Consider the following 23,046-nt stretch of genomic DNA (forward strand, 5'->3'; position numbering starts at 1 on the left):
CCGGATTCTCATCCGGCTTTTTTATTACTTCACCTGCTGACCCGGCTTCGCGCCTTCGTCAGGGCTTAACAGGAAGATGTCTTTTCCGCCCGGGCCTGCGGCCATCACCATCCCTTCGGAGATGCCGAAGCGCATTTTACGCGGCGCCAGGTTTGCCACCATCACGGTCTGACGACCGATCAGCACCTGCGGATCAGGGTACGCGGAACGAATGCCGGAGAAGACGTTACGTTTCTCGCCGCCCAGATCCAGCGTCAGACGCAGCAGTTTGTCAGAGCCTTCCACGAACTCCGCGTTTTCGATCAGCGCCACGCGCAGGTCGACTTTAGCGAAATCATCAAAGGTGATGGTCTCCTGAATCGGATCGTCCGCCAGCGGGCCGGTCACCGGTGCGGCAGCCGCTTTCACCTCTTCTTTGGATGCTTCCACCAGGGCTTCAACCTGCTTCATCTCGATGCGGTTGTACAGCGCTTTAAAGGTGTTCACCTTGTGGCCGAGCAGCGGCTGCTGGATGGCATCCCAGGTCAGTTCGGTGTTCAGGAATGCTTCCGCGCGGGCTGCCAGTTGAGGCAGAACCGGCTTCAGCCAGGTCATCAGCACGCGGAACATGTTCAGACCCATGGTGCAGATCGCCTGCAAGTCGGCGTCGCGACCTTCCTGTTTCGCCACCACCCACGGCGCCTGCTCGTCCACATAGCGGTTGGCCACGTCTGCCAGCGCCATGATTTCGCGAATGGCTTTACCGAATTCGCGGCTTTCCCAGGCCTCGCCAACCGCAGTGGCGGCGTCGGTGAAGGTTTTATACAGTTCAGGATCGGCCAGTTCGGCAGAAAGCACGCCGTCAAAGCGTTTGGCGATAAAACCTGCGTTACGTGACGCCAGGTTCACCACCTTGTTGACGATGTCCGCGTTCACGCGCTGCACGAAATCTTCCAGGTTCAGGTCGATATCGTCGATGCGGGAAGAGAGCTTCGCGGTGTAGTAGTAGCGCAGGCTGTCCGCATCGAAGTGGTTCAGCCAGGTGCTGGCCTTAATAAACGTCCCGCGAGATTTAGACATCTTCGCGCCGTTCACCGTTACGTAGCCATGTACGAACAGGTTGGTCGGCTTGCGGAAGTTGCTGCCTTCCAGCATTGCTGGCCAGAACAGGCTGTGGAAGTAAACGATGTCTTTACCGATGAAGTGATACAGTTCGGCATCGGAATCTTTCTTCCAGTATTCGTCGAAGCTTACGGTGTCGCCGCGCTTGTCACACAGATTCTTGAAGGAGCCCATGTAGCCAATCGGCGCATCCAGCCAGACGTAGAAATATTTGCCCGGCGCGTTCGGGATTTCGAAGCCAAAGTATGGCGCATCGCGGGAGATATCCCATTGTTGCAGACCGGATTCGAACCACTCCTGCATTTTGTTCGCGACCTGCTCCTGCAATGCACCGCTGCGGGTCCATGCCTTCAGCATTTCGCTGAAGGACGGCAGGTCGAAGAAGAAGTGCTCGGAGTCACGCATCACCGGCGTCGCGCCGGAAACCACGGATTTCGGTTCGATAAGCTCGGTCGGACTGTAGGTCGCGCCGCACACTTCGCAGTTATCGCCGTACTGGTCCGGGGATTTACATTTCGGACAGGTGCCTTTAACGAAACGGTCCGGCAGGAACATGCCTTTTTCCGGATCGTACAGCTGAGAAATGGTGCGGTTTTTAATGAAACCGTTCTCTTTCAGACGGGTGTAGATCAGCTCTGACAGCTCGCGGTTTTCGTCGCTGTGTGTGGAGTGATAGTTGTCATAGCTGATGTCAAAGCCAGCAAAATCGGTCTGATGCTCCTGACTCATTTCGGCGATCATCTGTTCCGGGGAAATGCCCAGCTGCTGCGCTTTCAGCATGATCGGCGTGCCGTGGGCATCGTCCGCACAGATAAAGTTCACCTCGTGGCCGCGCATTCGCTGGTAACGGACCCAGACATCAGCCTGGATATGCTCCAGCATGTGGCCGAGGTGGATTGAGCCGTTGGCGTACGGCAGGGCGCACGTTACCAGAATTTTTTTCGCGACTTGAGTCATAGTAGGCATTACTTCTTTTAACTGTGAAAAGGGTTTTCGATATTACCAAAAGGGGCATTATTAAGTAAGCACAAACCGCGGCCTTTCAGGTAAACTTGTTTGTCTAAGGTCTTATTCACAAGAACAAAGGAGTCGGGATGAGTTCTCAATCCCAGGCCAAATCACCGGAAGCCTTACGAGCAATGGTCGCCGGGACGCTGGCTAATTTTCAGCATCCAACCCTGAAGCACAATCTCACGACGCTGAAAGCGCTTCATCACGTCGCATGGCTGGACGATACGCTTCACATTGAGCTACAGATGCCGTTCGTCTGGACCAGCGCCTTTGATGCCCTGAAAGAGCAAACCAGCTCTGAGCTGCTGCGCATTACTGGCGCAAAAGCAATTGACTGGAAGCTAAGCCACAGCATCGCCACGCTCAAGCGCGTGAAAAATCAGCCGGGCGTTAACGGCGTGAAGAACATCATCGCCGTCAGCTCTGGCAAGGGCGGGGTGGGTAAATCATCTACCGCCGTGAATCTGGCGCTTGCACTGGCAACAGAAGGGGCGAAGGTCGGCATTCTGGATGCGGATATCTATGGCCCGTCCATTCCAAACATGCTGGGGGCGGAAAACCAGCGTCCAACTTCGCCGGACGGCACCCACATGGCGCCAATCGTGGCGCACGGTCTGGCGACCAACTCCATTGGATATCTGGTTACTGACGATAACGCGATGGTCTGGCGTGGCCCGATGGCCAGCAAGGCGCTGCTGCAAATGTTGCAGGAGACAATGTGGCCAGACCTCGATTATCTGGTGCTGGACATGCCGCCGGGCACCGGTGATATCCAGCTGACGCTGGCGCAGAACATTCCGGTTACCGGCGCCGTCGTAGTCACCACGCCGCAGGATATCGCGCTGATCGACGCCAAAAAAGGCATCGTCATGTTCGAGAAGGTAGAGGTGCCGGTACTGGGTATCGTCGAGAACATGAGCATGCATATTTGCAGCAACTGCGGGCACCATGAGCCCATCTTTGGTACCGGCGGTGCGGAGAAGCTGGCTGCGCAGTATCACACCCAGCTGCTGGGGCAGATGCCGCTGCATATTTCCTTGCGTGAAGACCTGGACAGCGGGAAACCAACAGTGGTCAGCCGCCCGGACAGCGAATTTGCCCAGATGTATCGCCAGCTTGCAGGGCGCGTTGCGGCGCAGCTCTACTGGCAGGGGGAAGTGATCCCGGGTGAAATCGCCTTCCGCGCGGTGTAACGCCTCTGCGCGTTAGTGCCGGGTGACGGCTTTGCCTTACCCGGCCTACCTCGATTTTGTAGGTCAGGTAAGCATAGCGCCACCTGACTTTACCCAAGCCGATAGTGCATCAAATAATACTCCCCGTCCGGAGAATCTCCCGTCGCTTCAATGTGCCAGCCGTGGCGATGGTAAAACGCAATAGCCCGTTCATTCTTCACCAGACACTTCAGCGCGCCTGTACTGGTAAACGTCTTCTGTACCTGTTCCAGTAACAAATGACCCACTCCCAGACGCTGATACTGCGGATCGACAAACAGGTTGTGCAGAAAATTATCGTTCGTCCAGACTGAGGCAAAGCCAAGTCGGTGCCCATCCTGCTCCGCCACCCAAATCTCTTCGTCCAGGGTTGCCGCGTCAAAATCTTCAAGCTGCCACGCAGAACTGTCCAGCCACGGCCAGGCTTCACGCCGGGCGTGGAGGAACAGCGTGCGCAGGAAAGGGCGATCGCTCTCCTGCCACGGACGGATTAGGATCGTATCAGCGGTGATAGAAAATATCTCCGTTATAGGCTTTGTAGATTTTGCCATCGGCATCGCCAATCAGAACATAATTCTCGCCCATGTAGGTCCAGTGTGTGCCGGCATCGGGCGCAGGAAGGTTACGTAGCTGGTACTGTTTGATGGTGTACTCGGGCGTCTGATACTGCGCGGGCGCGGTGTCGCCAATTTTGAACTTCGTAAAATCGGCAATAAACTCTTGTTCTTCGTAGGCCTTGATGCCGGAAGGCGCTGTCGACGCTTGCGGTGCAGCGTGCGCGGCCCCCGCCAGTGACACTAATACACCCAGAAGCAACAATTTACGCTTAGCCATTTTTTCTCCAGTCATATCGTTACTGATACTTTTTGTGTGCAGATCCGCAAACGGATGGCAGACAGTTCATTTTAAGTATCCTCACAGGGTGAGTTTGCAAAAAATGTAACAAAAGCGCACGGTTTTGTGTAGTCGCAACCGTCATTAATTATTTCTTCGATGAATAAATATTGGCTTACGCAGATAACATAATTATGGGTTTATTAATTAATTCTGAAAAAACTTTTTCAAAGCAAATTTACAAAGATCCAGGCATGCATTAAACGAATAGAACATTTAAGATTGCCCGAAACCCTCTTTCCTAATCCGTAAGTCAGACGATGCATGGCTGTAAAAGCCAGGCCGCAGGAATGCTGTGGTTTTTTAAATATTACTGCCATCACTGTTAATTAATTTAGCGGTAAGGGGTTGTTTTAGAATGGAAAGCATCATTTCGGCACGTATTCGATAATCAATACTATAAAAAGATATTTTTACTCAATGAAAAACACAACAGTCTTTTCGATATTGTTTTTAATTATTACGCCATTATCTGGCTGCGTATTTTCACCGGGTCAGCATCTGGATCTTGCTGGAAAAGAGGTGATGGCCACAGAAAATGCAAACGATCGTCTGGAGAAGCGGATTGATGTTTATCCTCTTACGCCTTCGTTAATTGAAAAATTGCGACCATCGGCCCTGAAATCTCAGGCAAATCCTAAGCTGGATGAACAGGTCAAAAACTGGGAATACCGTATCGGCGTTGGGGATATTTTGACCGTCACCGTCTGGGATCACCCTGAACTGACAACCCCGGCAGGGCAGTATCGCAGCGCCAGTGACACCGGTAACTGGGTTAATGCCGACGGTACGCTTTTCTATCCTTATGTCGGTAAATTGCAGGTGGCAGGCAAAACGGTCGCACGGGTACGCGAGGAGATCACGGCCCGGCTGAACAATGTCATTGAAAGTCCGCAGGTGGACGTCAGCGTCGCCTCTTTCCGCTCGCAAAAAGCCTATGTGACGGGCGAGGTGGTGAAGTCGGGGCAGCAGGCTATCACCAATATCCCGTTAACGGTAATGGATGCCGTGAACGCCGCAGGGGGGCTCTCTGCCGACGCGGACTGGCGCAATGTCGTGCTGACGCATAATGGGAAGGATATGCGCCTCTCGCTATATGCGCTGATGCAGCATGGCGATCTCACCCAAAATAAGCTGCTCTATCCCGGCGATATTCTGTTTGTCCCCCGTAACGATGCGCTGAAAGTGTTCGTCATGGGCGAGGTCGTTAAACAGAGCACGCTGAAAATGGATCGCAGCGGCATGACCCTGGCCGAAGCGCTGGGCAATGCGGGTGGGCTGAACCAGAATATGGCCGATGCCACCGGAATTTTTGTCATTCGTTCGCTGCCGAAAAGCGAGCGTTCAGAGAAAATTGCCAACATCTACCAGCTCAATGCTCAGGACGCATCAGCCATGGTGTTAGGCACCGAGTTTCAGCTTGAGCCTTATGACATTGTCTATGTCACCACTGCACCACTGTCCCGCTGGAATCGCGTGATATCACAGCTTGTTCCGACCATCAGCGGGGTGCATGACCTTACCGAAACGGTTCGTTACATCAGATCGTGGCCGCAATAATGTTCAAATCAATACTCGTGGTTTGCACCGGAAATATCTGCCGTTCTCCGATTGGGGAGCGGCTTTTACGCCAGCACCTGCCCGACAGACATATCGCCTCGGCGGGGATATACGGGCTTGAGGGGTGCCCGGCGGATGACAGCGCCCAGGACGTCGCCTGGCGGCATGGGATCTCCCTCGACGGTCATGTGGCGCGCCGGCTGACACGCAATCTGATGCAGGGATCCGATCTTATCCTGGTGATGGAGCCGGAACATCTTCGCTTCATTGCGGCCATGGCGCCGGAGAGCAGGGGAAAGTCGCTGCTTTTTGGGCAATGGCTGGAGCCGCAGGATATCCCCGATCCCTACCGTAAAAGCCGGGAAGCGTTTGAATATGTGTTCGGGCTATTGGGTAAAGCCAGCCAGGAATGGGCACGTCGTTTAGGTCAGAAAGGAATTAAGCATTAATGTCGTCTTATACAACAGACAATTATGGTGCAGCGGCACCCCAACAACATGAAGTCGATCTCGTTCGTTTGCTCGTCGAGATGATCGACCACCGCACGATGATTCTGTGCGTAACATTCCTGTTTACCCTATGCGCCGGTCTCTATGCCTGGGTTACGCCCCCTGTTTATCAGGCGGATGCCATGGTGCAAATAGAAAGCAAACAGGATAACAGTCTGCTTAAAGGGTTGAGTCAGCTGGGCACCGATGTTTCGCCGGATGTTGCCCCTGAAATTTTACTGCTGAAATCACGCATGATCCTCGGCGAGACCGTCGACAAATTAGGTCTGACGCAGCAGGCAAAGCAGCGCGTTTTGCCTGTGGTAGGGCGTCTCTGGCAGCGTCTGCAAGGGCGCGGGCAGGGTAAGATCACGTTAGGCGAACTCCAGATCCCGCAGGTGGAAGGCAAGGCGCAAGGGCTCACGCTGACCGTACAGGAAGCGGGAAAATATCACCTGACGGGCGAAAACATTGAGGCAGACGGTCGGGTTGGGAAAACGCTGGTCACGCAAGGGATCGTTCTGCTGGTGACGTCGATTGAGGCGACGCCAGGCACGCAATTTTCGCTTAAATCGTTGACGCGGCTGGAGACGATCAACGCCCTGAAGAAGAGCCTCACGGTTGCGGAGTCGGAGAAACAGAGTGGTATCGTGACCTTAACCCTGACGGGTGAAGATCCTGACAACATCGCCCGGGTGCTGAATGCGATTGCTGACAATTATCTTCAGCAAAATATCGCGCGCCAGGAGGCTCAGGATTCTCGTAGTCTGGATTTTTTACAGGAGCAGTTGCCGAAAATCAGAGCGGATCTGGATCAGGCTGAAGCACGGCTGAATGCTTATCGGGCGCAGCGTGACTCGGTTGATCTGTCTTTAGAGGCAAAATCCGTACTGGATCAGGTAGTGAACGTTGAGAACCAGCTAAATGAGCTGACGTTCCGGGAGGCAGAGATCTCCCAGCTCTTTAAAAAGAGTCACCCTACCTATCGTGCATTGCATGAAAAGAGACAGACCCTTGAGCGGGAACGGGATCGCCTGAATAACCGTGTGTCAGCTATGCCCTCCACGCAGCAGGAGATTTTACGCCTGAGCCGCGATGTTGAGTCGGGCCGCACCATTTATTTACAGCTATTGACGCGTCAGCAGGAGCTGAATATTTCCCGCTCCAGCGCTGTCGGGAACGTGAGGATCATTGATGAGGCGGTTACGCACCCGGATCCGATAAAGCCGCGAAAAGCGTTAATCATCATTCTTGGCGCGCTGTTCGGCCTAATGCTCGCAATGGGGACCGTGCTGGTACGCCAGGCGTTCAAACGTGGGATCACGCTTTCCGAGCAGCTGGAAGCGCAGGGGCTGCCGGTTCTGGCTACGTTGCCACGTTCCCAGTGGCTGTGGAGTAAAACGCATTTGCGCAGAAAAAATCCGTTCTCTCGTCGCTGGAAACACAAAACCTCGAATGTGCCTTTCCTGCCCGTCGATCGCCCTGCTGATATGTTTGTTGAAGCGGTACGCGGGCTGCGAACCAGTCTGTATTTCGCCATGATGGAGGCTGAGAACCGCATTGTGATGATTTCTGGCCCCACTCAGGACTGCGGAAAAACGCTGGTGGCGACGAATCTGGCGGCCGTCGCCGGGCAGAGCGGTCAGCGAGTGCTGTTTATTGATGCGGATATGCGCCAGGGCTATGTTCATAATATTTTTGGCCTGGAGAACCGCTACGGATTGTCCTGCCTGCTCGAAGGGAAATGCGACTGTACGGAGGTCATTCAGCATGCTGAAAAAGCGGGAATTGACGTCATCACCTGCGGCCCGGAACCCCTGCGTCCGTTAGAATTGCTGTTAAGCGAACGCTTCCTTGACATCATGTCCTGGGTTAACGAGCAATATGACATTGTCATCATCGATACACCGCCAGTCCTGGCCGTCACCGATGCCTCGCTGGTCGCCAGAGCAGCCGGAACAACGCTAATGGTTGCCCGTTTCGATAAAACCAGCGTGAAAGAGATGGAGAATACTGTTAAACGTCTCCAGCATGTTGGTGTGAAGGTCAGCGGCACAATCCTCAACGATATTGTTAAATCCGCAGCGCTGTTTTACAGCTCGGGGTACAGCCAGTGTGATTACGGTTATGCTTCGAAGAAAAAAGGAGACAGGCGTTAGAGCGGGAAAAACAATCCCTCTCCCGGGTGGGAGAGGGATAAGCATTACTTCGCCATCACTTCCTGCGCGGTACGCTCAACCAGAGACAGCAGGACTTTAACATCCTCCAGCGTCACGGTTGGGTTCAGCAGGGTCAGCTTCAGGCAGGTGATACCGTTATGCTCGGTCACACCGACGTTTGCACGGCCAGACTCCAGCAGCGCATCGCCAATTTTCTGGTTCAGCAGGGCAATACCGGCGTCATCCATTTGCGCCTGCGGACGGAAGCGGAACAGCACGCTTGCCAGCTGGGGTTGCATCACCAGTTCCAGAGCAGACTGCTCTTTCACGTAAGCCGCAACCTGCTGTGCCAGCGTCACGCCGTGATCGATGATTGCCGCGTATTGCTCCTGACCCAGCGCTTCCAGGCTCATCCACAGTTTCAGCGCGTCGAAACGGCGCGTGGTTTGCAGAGATTTGGAGACCAGGTTAGGTACACCTGCTTCTTCATCGAACTCAGAGTTCAGATAGGCCGCCTGATAGCGCATCAGCTCATAGTGACGCGCTTCCTTCAGCAGGAACGCACCGCAGCTGATGGTCTGGAAGAACTGCTTGTGGAAGTCCAGGGTGACGGAATCCACCAGCTCGATACCGTCTAGGTAGTGACGATACTGCTCAGACATCAGCAGCGCGCCGCCCCAGGCCGCATCAACGTGCACCCAGATATTCTGTTTCGCAGCCAGCTCAGCAATAGCACGCAGCGGATCGATAGCACCCGCATCGGTCGTACCGGCCGTGGCCACAATCGCCAGGATCTGCTCGCCGTTCGCGTTGCACTGTTCGATTTTCGCCGCCAGATCGGTGAGATCCATGCGGGAAAATTCGTCCGTTTTCACCTGCACCACGGACTGGTAGCCCAGACCCATCAGCGCCATGTTTTTCTGCACGGAGAAGTGTGCGTTTTCCGAGCACAGAACGCGGATCTTACGCAGATCGCCTGTCAGACCGTCCTGCTGAACAGAATGGCCCTGACGCGCAAAGAACGCGTCACGCGCCAGCATCAGCCCCATGAGGTTACTCTGGGTACCGCCGCTGGTGAAGACGCCTGCGTCGCCAGCCTGATAACCCACGCGGGTACGCAGCCACTCGATCAGTTTGATCTCGATGATGGTTGCGGACGGGCTTTGATCCCAGGAATCCATACTCTGGTTGGTGGCGTTAATCAGTACTTCCGCCGCCTGGCTAACCACCAGGCTTGGGCAGTGCAGGTGCGCCACACACTGCGGGTGATGAACGGACAAGCTGTCTTTCAGGAAGAACTCCACGGCGCGTTCAATCGCCGCTTCGTTACCCAGCCCTTTCGGGTTGAAATCCAGCTTAATACGGTCGCGCAGCTCCGCGACCGTTTTGCCCTGGTACATCTCAGGCTGTTTCAGCCACTGCATCACAGCCTGAGTGCTTTGTTCAATCGCCTGCTGGTAAGCTTCAATGCTCTGCGCAGAGGAGAACAAAATTGGGTTTGAATCAGACATCGTAATCAATAACTCCGGTTACGCCGGGCTAACGCCCGCAGCAAGCAGTGCCTGCTCGAATTTATCCAGGAAGACTTTCAGCTCGTCATCGCTGATCAGCAGAGAAGGCAGCAGACGCAGAACGATACCGTTACGGCCGCCACGCTCCAGAATCAAGCCTGCTTCGAAGCACTTCTTCTGAATCAGTGCAGACAGCTCGCCGTCGCCCGGGAAGCAACCCATGTGGTCAGCGGCTTCGTGCGGCTTAACGATCTCAATACCGATCATCATGCCCAGACCGCGAACGTGACCGATAACCGGATAGCGTTTCGCCATCTCTTTCAGCTGGCCTTTCAGCCATTCGCCCTGTGCGGCCACTTTGCTCGCGATATTCTGGTCTTTCAGGATCTTCAGCGTCGTCAGACCGGTTGCCATCGCCAGCTGGTTGCCGCGGAAGGTACCGGTATGGTGGCCTGGCGCCCATGCATCGAACTGCTTTTTGATACCGAGCACGGCCAGCGGCAGACCGCCACCGACTGCTTTAGACATCACGATGATGTCTGGCTCGATACCTGCGTGTTCGAAGGCAAAGAATTTACCGGTACGGGCAAAGCCAGCCTGGACTTCGTCGAGGATCAGCAGGATACCGTGTTCCTGAGTGACTTTACGGATGCGCTGCAACCACTCAACAGGTGCCGGGTTCACGCCACCTTCACCCTGAACGGCTTCGAGGATCACCGCGGCAGGTTTACGCACGCCGCTTTCAACGTCGTTAATCAGATTTTCGAAGTAGTAGGTCAGCGCCTTCACGCCCGCTTCACCACCGATACCCAGTGGGCAACGGTACTCGTGTGGGTAAGGCATGAACTGGACTTCTGGCATCATACCGTCAACCGCTTCTTTAGGAGACAGGTTGCCGGTGACGGACAGTGCGCCGTGGGTCATACCGTGGTAACCACCAGAGAAACTGATGATACCGCTACGACCGGTCACTTTTTTCGCCAGCTTCAGCGCCGCTTCAACGGCGTCAGCCCCGGACGGGCCAGTGAATTGCAGGCAGTACTCTTTGCCCTGACCAGGCAACAGAGAGAGAAGGTATTCTGAAAACGCGTCTTTCAGCGGCGTGGTCAGATCCAGGGTATGTAACGGCAAGCCGCTGGTAATGACATTTTGGATGCTTTTCAGCACATCAGGATGATTGTGTCCAAGCGCGAGGGTGCCTGCGCCTGCTAAACAGTCAAGGTATTCTTTATTATCTGCATCGGTGATCCACACGCCTTCTGCTTTTGTGATCGCTAAAGGCAGTTTGCGCGGATAACTCCTGACGTTAGATTCAAATTCGGCCTGACGGGCCAGATAGGTTTCGTTGCTTTTGTGGGCATCTACGGTGTCAATACGGACTTTATCCGTCATCATATCACTCCTACAACCGCCGCTTCGTTATGAGCCACGATTGAATAAAAAGTTAAAAAACAGATGGGGCCTGAAAAAAACGCCGCCAATATAGAGCCTTTTGTCACCGGGCTCAATGGTTAATTTGTTTACTGTTTTGTGACACAGGGCACAGGGCAGGGAAGAACGCCGTTTGTATGGGGAAGATTGCACTTTATGCTAAATAAAAACAGCAGCTTACGTATGATTTGTCAGCATTGTAAAATCAGACAAAAGAGTGTGACAAATCGTGCGATTGGCAGGCGAAAAGAAGGCAGAGAGCCTCCTTACGCTGTTTATTTCTGACTAACGCGTAAAACGCCGTGTTCGCGTCCCTTCGTTTTATTCCATGACGCGTCCGTAATACCGTTTTCATCCAGGCTTATCGATATCACAAAACCGTTACCATGGATCTCATAGAAATTCGCATTCAGACGTTTAACGCTGGCTTTTTTGCCGTTCACGGTAGCGCTAAAAAAGCCGTTAGAAAGCGTGGCGTTAACCGTATCCGACGAGAACGAGGCTTCACGCAGGGGATCGTGAACGGATGCCGTTGGTTCGTGTTGTGCCGTGTTTTCCGCTTTGGTTTTGCTGACATCGCAAGAGCCATCGCCAGCGCTAATTTGCGTGCATCCCGAACGTTCTAATTGAGCGCGATAATGGGCGTTTATGGCGTGCGCAGGCGAGACACAACCTGCAAGCACGGTACCACTTATGACTAACATCATTAATTTTTTCATTTTATTGCCTTAAAAACGACACAAATACCAGGAGACATACATCACGCCGATCCAGATCCCGAACGAAATCAGCATTAGGTACAGGGCTACCGAAATAAAAATATATTTAGACATCTTTTTGTATCAACGAAATGCTCATCCGTTAAAATGAGGTTTTATACTTGTCCCGACGATTGTTTTACGCTTTAAAAGCCCATACCAATCCCAACCGAAGCGCCCATATTATTCGCAGTGTCATCTGAGAAGCTCACTTTCGCGATGACATGGGAATTAAAGTTAACGGACGCACCGACAGCAAGCGCGCTCTCACCGTTGTAAGTCGCACCACCAGCAGAGAACATGACGCGCTGATTGGTTTGCACTTGTGGCAAACCCGCCATCGCCATCGCCCCTGAAATACCGGCATTAGCCTGCTTCTTATTCTTGTCCACTTCATCACGTAGAGATTTAAATTGCTGGCTGGTGTTAGTATTCATTGCCTGTAATGACTGCCTGGTGGCTTGCAGATCCTGCGTGGCGGCAGTAACAGCCAGGCTATTTTTAGCGACCTTCGCCTGGGTAGCCGTATCCAGCTGTCGTTGTGTCACGGTGGTTGTCACACCATCTTTACCGTTATGACCGTCTGCACCGTCGCGACCGTTTCTTCCCGCAATGCCTTGTGCGCCAGTATCACCCTTATCACCTTTCATACCTGTCGCGCCAGCATCGCCTTTTTCACCCTTCGCGCCAGTTACACCGGTATCCCCTTTATCGCCCTTTGCGCCAGTCGCGCCGGTATCCCCTTTATCACCCTTTGCGCCAGTCGCACCGGTATCCCCTTTATCACCTTTCGCTCCATCTGCACCGTTGATGGGTCTAGGTGCATTTTCGAGAGCAGTAAGGCGGCTATCCTGAATATTATCGACGTGTTGAAGGTTGATAATGGCTGTGCCGTTAGTCGCCACACCCTGTAAGGCCGTCTCACTTTTCAGACTGGCGGTATCGGCAAGTGCGCCAGCAAGCAACGCTTTCTGATGTGCGTCGTTAGCCATTTTATCCACGACTAACACGCCCAGTTTTGTGGACTGAAGGTCGTCGTTAACCTGCGTTAAGCGGTTATCCGTTGCGCTATCACGGTTAATACTATCAGCGTTGTTTTGTGTAATTTGATCCTGATGGTCATTTACAATATTAGTGATTTGCTGATCGTCCCAAACCGTATTCGCGGCTTCAGCCTGGCTCATTGTACCCGCTAAGACAATGCCCATTACAAAAATAGCAGTAAAGTTTTTATTCATAGATTTCATTTAAAAAGCTCACATCATTAATTATCGAAAATACTGAAGCTGAATAGCTTTATTTTTTGGATTTAAAAAACGGTTGAAGGTTGTCTAAATCTTATTTAGTAACGCGAGTGAACTATCAATTAAACGCAGACCAATGATGTTGATCTAAGTCATAAATACTATGAATAGTTCCGAGGGCGTAAAAGTCATTTTGCGGTTGTTATTAATGTAAACATTAAAGTGAAAATGACGAGGGAAATGAGAGGGTAAGATTAAGTAATTGACAGAAATAAATTTCTGCAAAATAAATGTTTACATTGATGCCTGAGTTTATTTCATACGAAAGCAGGTGGGCTGTCTTATAAAATCACTCCCGGTGAGTCATTATGGATAAAAATAAAATTTCTCAGCACAGAAAGTGAATATTATATTTAATGAGTTCTTAACAAATATGGCGGGATAATTAACTGAACAATAATGTATACATATTGAGCGTAGTTAATATCTTGTCGTTTATTGTTCGTTACAGGGGGTTAACGGACAGCCCAAAACTCCTTGCACCCGGGTTACCCCCCGGTTACACTACATGACTACGAAATGCCATTTTTTAAGTAACTGTTTTATAAGTAATTTGACTCGGGGTGCCCTTCTTTGTGAAGGCTGAGAAATACCCGTATTACCTGATCTGGATAATGCCAGCGTAGGGAAGTCAGATGCCTACCCGGTCATCGCTTCTTCACGCACGGCAGGAGCGAAACCATGCAGCCTGACCTGCTCGACTCACACGTTTTACATCAATTCCGAACCCGTTCCCCGCTCACGCACTGTATGACCAACGATGTCGTGCAGACCTTCACCGCCAACGTGCTGCTCGCGCTGGGCGCTTCCCCGGCAATGGTGATCGAAGCCGAGGAAGCGGAACAGTTTGCCGCGCTTGCCGATGCTCTGCTCATCAACGTGGGTACACTCACCGCACCGCGCGCCCAGTCGATGCGTCGGGCTATTGAGAGCGCTGTAGCCGCGGGCACACCCTGGGTTCTGGATCCGGTTGCGGTTGGCGCGCTGGCGTTCCGCACCCGTTTTTGCCAGCAAATATTATCCCTTAAACCTGCGGCCATTCGTGGAAACGCCTCCGAAATCCTCGCCCTTGCCGGAATGAGTGCGGGCGGGCGCGGGGTTGATTCCACCGATACGGCAGCGAGCGCGTTGACCGCTGCGCAGACGCTCGCCCGTCAGACCCATGCCGTTGTGGTCGTCACAGGAGAAGTGGATCACATCACTGATGGTCAGCGAACCCGTACGGTCGCGGGCGGCGACCCGCTGATGACCCGCGTGGTAGGAACTGGCTGTGCGCTCTCGGCGGTCGTCGCTGCCTGCTGCTCGCTGCCTGGCGACAGGCTTGATAACGCGACGGCTGCCTGCGGCTTCATGAAGCGCGCAGGGTCAGTTGCCCTGACTCAAAGCCGGGGGCCCGGCAGCTTTTCCTCCGCGTTTCTGGACGCGCTTTACGCGCTGGAGGAACAGGTATGACACGCATAAATGCCCTGACTATTGCGGGAACCGATCCCAGCGGCGGAGCGGGGATCCAGGCAGACCTGAAAACCTTCTCTGCGCTCGGCGCTTACGGATGTTCGGTTATCACCGCGCTGGTGGCGCAAAACACGCGCGGTGTACAGTCGGTGTATCGCATTGAGCCGGATTTTGTCGCCGCACAGCTGGATTCGGTATTCAGCGATGTACGTATCGACACCACCAAAATTGGCATGCTCGCAGAGGCGGACATTGTTGAAGCTGTTGCTGAACGTCTCAAACGTTATCAGATAAAAAACGTGGTGCTCGATACCGTGATGCTGGCCAAAAGCGGCGATCCGCTGCTCTCCGCCTCGGCCGTCGACACCCTGCGTAAAAAGCTGCTGCCGCAGGTGGCGCTGATCACGCCAAACCTGCCTGAGGCCGCCGCGCTGCTGGATGCGCCACACGCGCAAAACGAACGTGAAATGAAAGAGCAGGGCAATGCGCTGCTGGCGATGGGGTGTCGCGCGGTGCTGATGAAAGGCGGCCATCTTGATGATGCAGAAAGCCCGGACTGGCTCTTCACCCACGATGGTGCGCAACGTTTCACCGCCCCGCGCGTACAGACCAAAAACACCCACGGCACGGGCTGTACGCTCTCGGCGGCGCTGGCGGCGCTGCGTCCCCGAAACGCGAACTGGGCGGATACGGTACAGGAGGCGAAGATCTGGCTCTCGGACGCGCTGGCAAAAGCCGATTCTCTGGAAGTGGGTCACGGTATTGGGCCGGTTCACCATTTTCATGCATGGTGGTAAGCCGTATACTGGCATAAAACCTTATGCCAGAGAAAAACAGAGATGGAACAAGCGCATACCCGGTTAATTGCTCAACTCAAGGAACGAATTGCCGCACCGGACAACACGCCGCTGTATCTGAAATTTGCCGAAACGGTTAAAAACGCGGTACGCAGCGGCGTGCTCGCGCACGGTAATATTTTGCCTGGCGAGCGCGATCTGAGCCAGCTTGCCGGTGTGTCGCGCATTACGGTGCGTAAAGCGATGCAGGCGCTGGAAGAGGCTGGCGTCGTCACCCGCGCGCGTGGATACGGGACGCAAATCAACAATATCTTTGAATATTCGCTAAAAGAGGCGCGCGGGTTTTCTCAGCAGGTGGTGCTGCGGGGCAAAACGCCCAACACGCTGTGGGTTAATAAACGCGTCGTGAAATGTCCGGAGGAGATCGCCCGCCACCTTTCCCTTGCGCCAGACAGTGATGTATTTCTGCTTAAGCGCATCCGCTATGTGGATGACGATGCAGTATCGATAGAGGAGTCCTGGGTACCAGTAGGATTAATTCCCAACCCGGACGACATTGGCGTCTCGCTTTATGATTACTTCCGCAGCCAGAATATCTTTCCGCAGCGCACCCGGTCCCGCGTCAGCGCCCGGATGCCGGACAGCGAGTTTCAGGCGCATATCAAGATGGACGATAAGATACCGGTGCTGGTGATCAAGCAAGTCGCGCTCGATCAACAGCACCGGCCAATTGAGTACAGCATCAGCTACTGCCGCAGCGACCTATACGTCTTTGTGTGCGAGGAGTAGGGCCTCGCGCGTGGGGGCGCAGTCGCCACCGCGATGGCTGACTACCCAGGCGGCTACGGCATTGCCAAGCTGCACCGCCTCTGGCAGTGACCATCCCGCGGCCAGACCGGCAAGGGTACCTCCCGCATGGCTGTCACCCGCGCCGATGGTATCGACCACGGTAGCAGGAAACGCCGGAACGTGTCCGGAAGCGTCACCGTCATACCAGACCGCCCCGTCTTTATCATGGCGTACGATCAGCGCAGCGCCAAACCTCTGCTGCCACCGTGTGCCGAGCTCTTCCACGCTTACGCCAAGCCATTCTGCGGCAAGTTCCGCCTCCTGACGATTAAGCGAGACCATCGGTTTGCAGGCCATAATCCTTGCCATCAGCGGGTCGGGAATATCCGCGATGCGCGGACCGAAATCGATAAAGAGCGTCGCATCCTGAAGACTTTCCAGCCAGGCCGTCAGCAGCTCACCGCTGGGGGACGCCAGCTGGTAGCCGGACAAAGAGATCAGGCTCCCTGCCGGCACGCTTAACCCGTCCAGCCAGCGCTGCTGCCACTGATTCTCCACGCCGCTGAACGACATAAAGGTCCGTTCACCGTCAGGCTCCACCAGCGCCAGGCACCAGCCGTTATCGCCCGTTTCCGCTTCCACGGCGCTGTGCAGATCCTGCTTCGCCATGGCGTTACGGATAATATCGGCCCACACGCCGTGGCCGACAGGAAGCGCGTTTTGCGCAGCAATGCCGAGCCGCTTCAGGGCGATGGCGATATTCAGCGCGCAGCCGCCAATATTCACTCCCTGTTGCTTCAGTTCGATATCACACCCGCGCCAGGGCAGAGCGTAGGCGTCGGCAATCACGTCGATGACCGCCGCGCCGAGCACCGTTACGGGACGCGTGGCGTGAAGGGTTTCGAGACGGCGGGCAAAAGCACTCATACGCCCTCCCTGTGCTCCCGGAAGTGCAGCAGTTTTTCACAGTAGTGGCCGAAATCGAGCCGGTTTACGGCATCAAGTTCGTTTTTGAGTGCCGGATCAATGGCCTGTACACCGTGCAGCGCGCCGCAGATGGCTGTTGCCATCGCGCCGATAGTGTCAGTATCACCACCCAGGTTGGCGCATAACACCGCGCAGCGGTTCGGATCGGTACCCGCGAGTTCGACCATCGCAATCGCCGCCGGAACGGACTCAAGGGTGCTCGTGCCTGCGCCAATAAGCTGATAGATCTGCTCGCTGGCGGTCTCGGTACCGTTGGCTTCGCGCACGGTTTTCAGGGCCAGCTCAATACGAGCGGAAAGCGATGCGCTGAAGGTGGTCGTGTTCGCCTCCTGTGCCGCACGGGCAATACCCGGCAGGGCATCGGCGATGTTCTGCCAGCGCTCGCCGTCGATAGCGCGTGAAACCGCCCAGGCGATCACCACCGCACCGGCGATAGCGAGATCCGATTTATGGGTCGGGCTGGAGGCTAACGCAACCTGTTCCACAAAGTGCGCCAGACGCGTGGCCGGCAGCAGGCATCCCAGCGGGGAGGCGCGCATCGCCGCACCGTTGGTGACGCCGTTGTTCTCCAGCTGGCTCACCGGCTTGCCGTCACGGATGGCGTTCAGGGCAATTTTGGAGGTCGGGCCGAGCACATTCTTATTGAACGCGTCAAAATCCAGCGCCCAGTCCAGAATATGCTTACCGATAACGTCAGGGTTAATTTCCCCCTCGCATTCGATAATCGCATCGGCCAGGCACAGCGCCATCGACGTATCATCCGTAAATTCGGCCTGCTTAAAGTAACAGGCGGCATTATTCTCAGCCGGGCCGGGTAAGAAACGGTCGATCCAGCCGAAGTGCGCTTTCACCCGCTTGCGCGGCCACAGCTCCGACGGCATTCCCATCGCATCCCCTAACGCCTGCCCGTAAAGAGCACCGAGAATACGGTCTTGTTTCATTTAACTTCCCCTCGTGTCAGCGCGGTATCGCCATCAACCACCTCAATTGCGGTGATCTCTTTATCCGATTCGCGGAAAAACAGCATAAACAGCACGGCAATCACCACAATCATGATTGCACCAAACGTCCACATTCCGGCCCAGTTGAAGGTCAGCCCATTCACCGGCTCTTTATATGCGAACATTTTTTCCATCATCACGCCGCCGAGACGGTAACCCAGCAGGCTACCAAAGCCCTGACAGCACAGCGTGATCAAGCCCTGCGCCGCGTTGCGCATATGCACGGGCGCTTTTTTATCCACGTAGATGTACGCGGTGACGTAATAGAAGTCATAGCTTACGCCGTGCAGCAGAATGCCGAGGAACAGCAGGGCGTAGGTGAAGTATTGCTCGGCGCCGCCGTAAACAAAGAAACCGTAGCGAATGGCGGCGGTGATCAGACCCAGCAGCAAGACCTTCTTAATACCAAAGCGTTTGGTAAAGAACGGCAGAGCGAGCATGAAGAAGATTTCAGAGAACTGGCCGAGGGTCATCCAGCCGGTGGCGTTTTTCATCCCCACTTCGGTGAGATAGCCGTTGGCAAAGATGTAGTAGAAGGCCAGCGGCATGGCGAACAGGAACGAGCAGAAGAAGAACACCAGAAAGTTTTTATCGCGCAGCAGGATCAGCGCATCCAGCCCCAGCATCACTTTGAAATCCAGCTTGCCGGTACTCTTCGGCGGGGTATTCGGCAGGAACAGCGCGAAGACGCCGAGCAGAAGGGAGCTGGCAGCGGTCATCAGCAGCGGAATATTGGTGTCAGAGATGTCGCTATAGCCCATCATCTGCGGCAGGAAGCCGCACGCCAGGCCGGAGGCAATCCAGCCGATGGTGCCCATCACGCGGATGCGCGGGAAATCAGCCTCTACGTCATCGACGTTTGCGAAGGCGATGCTGTTGGTCAGCGCGATGGTCGGCATATAGGTCAGGGAGTAGGCCAGCAGCAGCGGGAAGAAGGTGCTGAACTGGGTTTGCTGTGCTGCGAAATACATCAGAATCGCGCCAGCGAACATCAGCACGGCCAGCACTTTCTGGGCGGCGAAGAAACGGTCCGTCAGCGAGCCGACCAGGATAGGAGAGAGGATCGCGGCAATCGCGGTACAGGCATACGACCAGCCAATTTCCCCGGCGGTAAACCCGCTCTTACTCAGCCACAGCCACAGCGGCACAAACCATGCGCCCCAGATAAACCATTCAACGAACATCATGAATGACAGTTGGACTTTCGTTTTCATTTTTTAATCCTGCATGTCAGAGGTACGCATGTAACATACCATGTGATAATACCTTTTAAATACCTTTAAGGCGATTGTTTGATCAGTGTAACAAAAATGTTGTACACGAAACGAGCCAGCAGATTGTGCTTAAAAAAGTTGCAAATGGTGGAAAATAGGTTAAGTCGGTACCAGGCTTACTCTGCCTGCAAAAACGTGGGCTTGGATCACACGCTCCGACATCATGTCGGACTTACGGGAGCATCACTATGACTGATATTGCGCAGCTGCTTGGCAAAGACGCCGACAGCCTTTTACAGCATCGTTGTATGACCATTCCAGCCGACCAGCTTTATCTGCCTGGCCATGATTACGTAGACCGGGTCATGGTTGACAACAACCGTCCGCCTGCCGTACTGCGAAACATGCAGACGCTTTACAATACCGGCCGTCTGGGCGGGACCGGCTATCTCTCCATTCTGCCCGTTGACCAGGGCGTAGAGCACTCGGCGGGAGCGTCGTTTGCTGCTAACCCGCTCTACTTTGACCCGAAAAACATTGTCGAGCTGGCGATTGAAGCAGGGTGTAACTGTGTGGCATCGACGTATGGCGTGCTGGCCTCCGTTTCTCGCCGCTATGCTCACCGCATTCCGTTCCTCGTCAAGCTGAACCACAACGAAACCCTGAGCTACCCAACCGAATATGACCAGACGCTGTACGCCAGCGTCGAGCAGGCGTTCAACATGGGCGCGGTGGCGGTCGGGGCAACCATCTATTTCGGCTCTGAACAGTCGCGACGTCAGATTGAAGAAATCTCCGCGGCGTTCGAGCGTGCCCACGAGCTGGGCATGGTAACCGTGCTGTGGGCCTATCTGCGTAACGCGTCATTCAAGAAAGACGGCGTGGATTACCACGTATCAGCGGATCTGACCGGTCAGGCAAACCACCTGGCGGCAACCATCGGCGCGGACATCGTGAAGCAGAAAATGGCCGAGAATAACGGCGGCTATAAAGCGGTGAACTTTGGCTATACCGACGACCGCGTGTACAGCAAGCTGACCAGCGACAACCCGATCGATCTGGTGCGCTACCAGCTGGCGAACTGCTACATGGGCCGCGCCGGGCTGATTAACTCCGGCGGTGCGGCAGGCGGTGAAACCGACCTGACCGACGCGGTGCGCACGGCGGTCATTAACAAACGTGCGGGCGGTATGGGGCTGATCCTGGGCCGTAAGGCGTTTAAAAAATCCATGGCCGACGGCGTGAAGCTGATTAATGCGGTTCAGGATGTCTATCTGGACAGTAAAGTCACGATTGCCTGACGCCACCGTATCCCTCTCCCCCGTGGGCTGAGGGTTCCTCACAAAATAATGCCTGCACACACGGCCCCCTCTCCCTTGAGGGAGAGGGTGGCTCAGTCGCCGCCACCCTGGCGACCCGGGCTCCCGGCGGTAAATCGCCGCTTCGCGGTCCCTTCGGCTTATTCCTTCCGGCTTATCGGGGACGGGCGGAAGTAACATCCCTGTACAGCCCGCCCTCTCGGCGCATCCCTGCGCCTCGCCCCGGCCTACAGGCAACGCCTCAGCGATTTACAGCCGGACCGAGGCATCGCTGAAAGCCCTCAGTTATTCTGAGGCAACGTTATCGCTTTTGCTTTCAAATTACTGGGGAACCCTCAGCCCTGTGGGGAGAGGGCATTATCGCGCACGCTGTAAAAAATCAGCGCAACAGCACGCAGTCCGGCGGCAATCGGCACTGCAACGCCCCGGGCAACACCTCAATGCGGAATCGTTCGCCGCTGAGTGGCTCTCCGTCGAGGTTAAAGGTCATGCCGTGTGGGGCGATCACTTCAAACCACGCGGATTTCCCGTCGATGATATTGGGGCTCTCCTCTGGCTGCGTCAGCGTCGTAAACAGCGCAGGCAGCAGCCCGTCGCCGGTAAAAATACGCAGCTGTAATTGACCGTCGTTGATCAATGCTTCCGGGCAAAGCTGCTGACCGCCCCCCGCCTGCCGCCCGTTGCCGATACCAATCACCAGCGCGTCGCCCTGCCAGTGGAAGTTCTCTCCGTGAATTTCACAGCTGTCGGGCTTGAGGGTGTCCATGCGCATTAGGCCGTGAATGAGATACGAGACGCCGCCCAGCGCGGCCTTCAGTTTTTCCGGTGTTTCGCTGGTGATCCGCGTGCCGAAACCGCCCGTTGCCATATTGATAAAGCAGGTTTTTTCATTCACCTGAGCAATATCGACGGCGGTAGCTTTCCCGAGGATAGCCAGTTGCAGTGCTTTGCCTAAATCCTCAGGTATACCGGCGCTGGTGGCAAAATCATTGGCGGTACCGAGCGGTAAAATGCCCATCGCCGGGCGATGGGCTGTGTCGAGATCAATAAGCGCGCCAGCAATCTCGTTGATTGTTCCGTCGCCGCCGCCGGAAATGATGGTCTGAACACCTAACCTGATGCCCTCGTCGATGTAGCGCGCCGCATCGCCTTTTTCAAATGTCACGCGCACGTGAATGCATGCTCCATCTTCACGCAATTCGGTGATCGCCTGGCGCAACAGATCGTTGCCTGCACTCTTGCCGTTAAGAATTAATAAACTGTCTGGATAGGTTGCCATCCGGGTTGCTCCCTTTTTTAGCTATAGAAAGAGTGTATCCCAGAGAGGGAAAAAGCGGGTAAGAACAGGATGAAAGGCAAAAAATAAGCCCGCGTAAGGGCTTTGAAATCGACTAAAGAACCCCGTAGCGCTTACAGTGCATACTACTGCCGCTCAATTGACTATTGTGGTCAACGTTTGAGGTGTGACATTGGCCTTGCCTCGATTTTGAGCTGCTTACGCCAGACCCGATTATGTAGCGTTAGCGCAATGGAGCGGTAAAAAATCGATGAATTCATCCACATAATGTTCAGAAAGAAACATCCCAGCCCCAGCAAAGAGGTTATTTGCGGTGTGTAGTTCTCAACAGGGCCGAATAAAAGCGAAATCCCCGTCCAGATGAAATAAATGATGCTCATTATGCCTGTCAGCGTAATGACGAAAATATGCAGTTTATATCCAGGTAAAGAACCTCGTGTAGTCAGAAACATCGTGCTCATCACTACCAGACAATACACAATCGCTGCAATGAATACTCCCATCATAACCTTAAATTCGGGTAAGCCGAGCCAGCGAAACAGCAACAACCAGAGGGACACTTGCAGCATGGCGTAGCAAAAAATAGCCAGTAACGTGCTCACTGCCAAAGGAATTCCTGTCATATGGACGCCCACAGGAACGCCGAACCGATCTTTTAACTGTTCTTTTAATGTTTCAAGCTGGTTGAGATCATCGGTCGCCATTTTACTTTTAACCAAAGCACTTAATGCAAGGCTATCTTTAATGTATTTCATCATGGAC

General features: G+C 54.4%; 20 protein-coding genes and 1 riboswitch. Of the genes, 8 read left to right on the forward strand and 12 right to left on the reverse strand.

All coding sequences use genetic code 11. From position 1 onward, the window contains the following. Window positions 1-24 precede the first annotated feature (24 nt). Window positions 25-2,058 (reverse strand): methionine--tRNA ligase, encoded by a 2,034-nt coding sequence (gene metG / locus CU081_RS11930; protein ID WP_022651507.1) that lies wholly within the window; start codon window positions 2,056-2,058, stop codon window positions 25-27. Between the two features lie 137 nt (window positions 2,059-2,195). On the opposite strand from metG, the gene apbC reads away from it, so the two are divergent. Beyond that, a complete protein-coding gene (gene apbC, locus CU081_RS11935) occupies window positions 2,196-3,305 on the forward strand; it encodes an iron-sulfur cluster carrier protein ApbC (RefSeq protein ID WP_058647506.1) in 1,110 nt (369 codons plus the stop codon). Between the two features lie 89 nt (window positions 3,306-3,394). Here the strand turns inward: apbC and CU081_RS11940 are convergent, their stop codons facing one another. Both CU081_RS11940 and CU081_RS11945 read right to left on the reverse strand, forming a co-directional pair. Next, on the reverse strand, window positions 3,395-3,874 hold the full coding sequence (locus CU081_RS11940) for a GNAT family N-acetyltransferase (protein WP_032609688.1): 480 nt from the start codon (window positions 3,872-3,874) through the stop codon (window positions 3,395-3,397). Continuing rightward, the gene (locus tag CU081_RS11945; protein WP_003859260.1) at window positions 3,825-4,157 is read right to left on the reverse strand and encodes an RcnB family protein; all 333 of its coding nucleotides are present in this window, start codon (window positions 4,155-4,157) and stop codon (window positions 3,825-3,827) included. Before CU081_RS11945 ends, CU081_RS11940 begins: the two co-directional genes overlap by 50 nt. A gap of 480 nt (window positions 4,158-4,637) precedes the next feature. Between CU081_RS11945 and CU081_RS11950 the strand changes: the two genes are divergently transcribed. Genes CU081_RS11950 through CU081_RS11960 form a run of 3 tightly spaced genes read left to right on the forward strand, consistent with a single transcriptional unit; the run spans window position 4,638 to window position 8,424 of the window. Continuing rightward, a complete protein-coding gene (locus CU081_RS11950; protein ID WP_039268970.1) occupies window positions 4,638-5,777 on the forward strand; it encodes a polysaccharide export protein in 1,140 nt (379 codons plus the stop codon). Beyond that, window positions 5,777-6,226: an arsenate reductase/protein-tyrosine-phosphatase family protein gene (locus tag CU081_RS11955; protein ID WP_022651504.1), complete on the forward strand. Its 450-nt coding sequence runs from the start codon at window positions 5,777-5,779 to the stop codon at window positions 6,224-6,226. Before CU081_RS11950 ends, CU081_RS11955 begins: the two co-directional genes overlap by 1 nt. Continuing rightward, window positions 6,226-8,424, forward strand: a complete 2,199-nt coding sequence (locus CU081_RS11960; protein ID WP_032645653.1) for a polysaccharide biosynthesis tyrosine autokinase — start codon at window positions 6,226-6,228, stop codon at window positions 8,422-8,424. The genes CU081_RS11955 and CU081_RS11960 overlap by 1 nt, the downstream gene beginning before the upstream one ends. Window positions 8,425-8,468: 44 nt before the next feature. Here the strand turns inward: CU081_RS11960 and CU081_RS11965 are convergent, their stop codons facing one another. The 4 genes from CU081_RS11965 to CU081_RS26735 form a co-directional block, all read right to left on the reverse strand. Continuing rightward, window positions 8,469-9,935: a pyridoxal phosphate-dependent decarboxylase family protein gene (locus CU081_RS11965; protein ID WP_003859252.1), complete on the reverse strand. Its 1,467-nt coding sequence runs from the start codon at window positions 9,933-9,935 to the stop codon at window positions 8,469-8,471. Window positions 9,936-9,953: 18 nt separating this feature from the next. Next, window positions 9,954-11,330: a diaminobutyrate--2-oxoglutarate transaminase gene (locus CU081_RS11970; RefSeq protein WP_003859250.1), complete on the reverse strand. Its 1,377-nt coding sequence runs from the start codon at window positions 11,328-11,330 to the stop codon at window positions 9,954-9,956. Window positions 11,331-11,641: 311 nt separating this feature from the next. Then, entirely contained in the window at window positions 11,642-12,085 is a 444-nt protein-coding gene (locus CU081_RS11975) for a hypothetical protein (protein ID WP_003859249.1), read from the reverse strand. 185 nt (window positions 12,086-12,270) lie between these two features. Continuing rightward, window positions 12,271-13,371: a YadA-like family protein gene (locus CU081_RS26735; RefSeq protein ID WP_022651499.1), complete on the reverse strand. Its 1,101-nt coding sequence runs from the start codon at window positions 13,369-13,371 to the stop codon at window positions 12,271-12,273. A 606-nt stretch (window positions 13,372-13,977) separates the two neighbouring features. Then, a riboswitch (TPP riboswitch) is annotated at window positions 13,978-14,074 on the forward strand. A 35-nt stretch (window positions 14,075-14,109) separates the two neighbouring features. On the opposite strand from CU081_RS26735, the gene thiM reads away from it, so the two are divergent. The 3 genes from thiM to CU081_RS11995 are packed head-to-tail and all read left to right on the forward strand — an operon-like array spanning window position 14,110 to window position 16,466. Next, window positions 14,110-14,880: a hydroxyethylthiazole kinase gene (gene thiM / locus CU081_RS11985; RefSeq protein WP_003859245.1), complete on the forward strand. Its 771-nt coding sequence runs from the start codon at window positions 14,110-14,112 to the stop codon at window positions 14,878-14,880. Then, a complete protein-coding gene (thiD, locus tag CU081_RS11990) occupies window positions 14,877-15,677 on the forward strand; it encodes a bifunctional hydroxymethylpyrimidine kinase/phosphomethylpyrimidine kinase (protein ID WP_003859244.1) in 801 nt (266 codons plus the stop codon). Before thiM ends, thiD begins: the two co-directional genes overlap by 4 nt. A gap of 42 nt (window positions 15,678-15,719) precedes the next feature. Then, entirely contained in the window at window positions 15,720-16,466 is a 747-nt protein-coding gene (locus CU081_RS11995; RefSeq protein ID WP_003859242.1) for a GntR family transcriptional regulator, read from the forward strand. Here the strand turns inward: CU081_RS11995 and CU081_RS12000 are convergent. From CU081_RS12000 to CU081_RS12010, 3 genes are read right to left on the reverse strand one after another with little or no spacing between them, the layout of a single operon-like run. Then, complete coding sequence (locus tag CU081_RS12000; protein ID WP_003859240.1) at window positions 16,440-17,393, reverse strand: PfkB family carbohydrate kinase; 954 nt, start codon at window positions 17,391-17,393, stop codon at window positions 16,440-16,442. The genes CU081_RS11995 and CU081_RS12000 overlap by 27 nt on opposite strands. Further along, on the reverse strand, window positions 17,390-18,394 hold the full coding sequence (locus tag CU081_RS12005; protein ID WP_003859238.1) for an ADP-ribosylglycohydrolase family protein: 1,005 nt from the start codon (window positions 18,392-18,394) through the stop codon (window positions 17,390-17,392). Before CU081_RS12005 ends, CU081_RS12000 begins: the two co-directional genes overlap by 4 nt. After that, window positions 18,391-19,668 (reverse strand): nucleoside permease, encoded by a 1,278-nt coding sequence (locus CU081_RS12010; RefSeq protein WP_003859236.1) that lies wholly within the window; start codon window positions 19,666-19,668, stop codon window positions 18,391-18,393. Before CU081_RS12010 ends, CU081_RS12005 begins: the two co-directional genes overlap by 4 nt. Before the next feature lie 248 nt (window positions 19,669-19,916). Here CU081_RS12010 and fbaB point away from each other — a divergent pair, with 248 nt between their 5' ends. Continuing rightward, window positions 19,917-20,969, forward strand: a complete 1,053-nt coding sequence (gene fbaB, locus CU081_RS12015; protein WP_000129585.1) for a class I fructose-bisphosphate aldolase — start codon at window positions 19,917-19,919, stop codon at window positions 20,967-20,969. Between the two features lie 397 nt (window positions 20,970-21,366). On the opposite strand, the gene yegS is transcribed toward fbaB, so the two are convergent. Both yegS and CU081_RS12025 read right to left on the reverse strand, forming a co-directional pair. After that, window positions 21,367-22,266: a lipid kinase YegS gene (yegS, locus tag CU081_RS12020; protein WP_022651498.1), complete on the reverse strand. Its 900-nt coding sequence runs from the start codon at window positions 22,264-22,266 to the stop codon at window positions 21,367-21,369. Between the two features lie 170 nt (window positions 22,267-22,436). Beyond that, on the reverse strand, window positions 22,437-23,042 hold the full coding sequence (locus CU081_RS12025) for a hypothetical protein (RefSeq protein ID WP_022651497.1): 606 nt from the start codon (window positions 23,040-23,042) through the stop codon (window positions 22,437-22,439). Window positions 23,043-23,046 lie beyond the last annotated feature (4 nt).

Origin of the sequence: Enterobacter sp. CRENT-193, assembly GCF_002787395.1 — a bacterium.
GTDB classification, from domain to species: Bacteria; Pseudomonadota; Gammaproteobacteria; order Enterobacterales; family Enterobacteriaceae; genus Enterobacter; species Enterobacter hormaechei_C.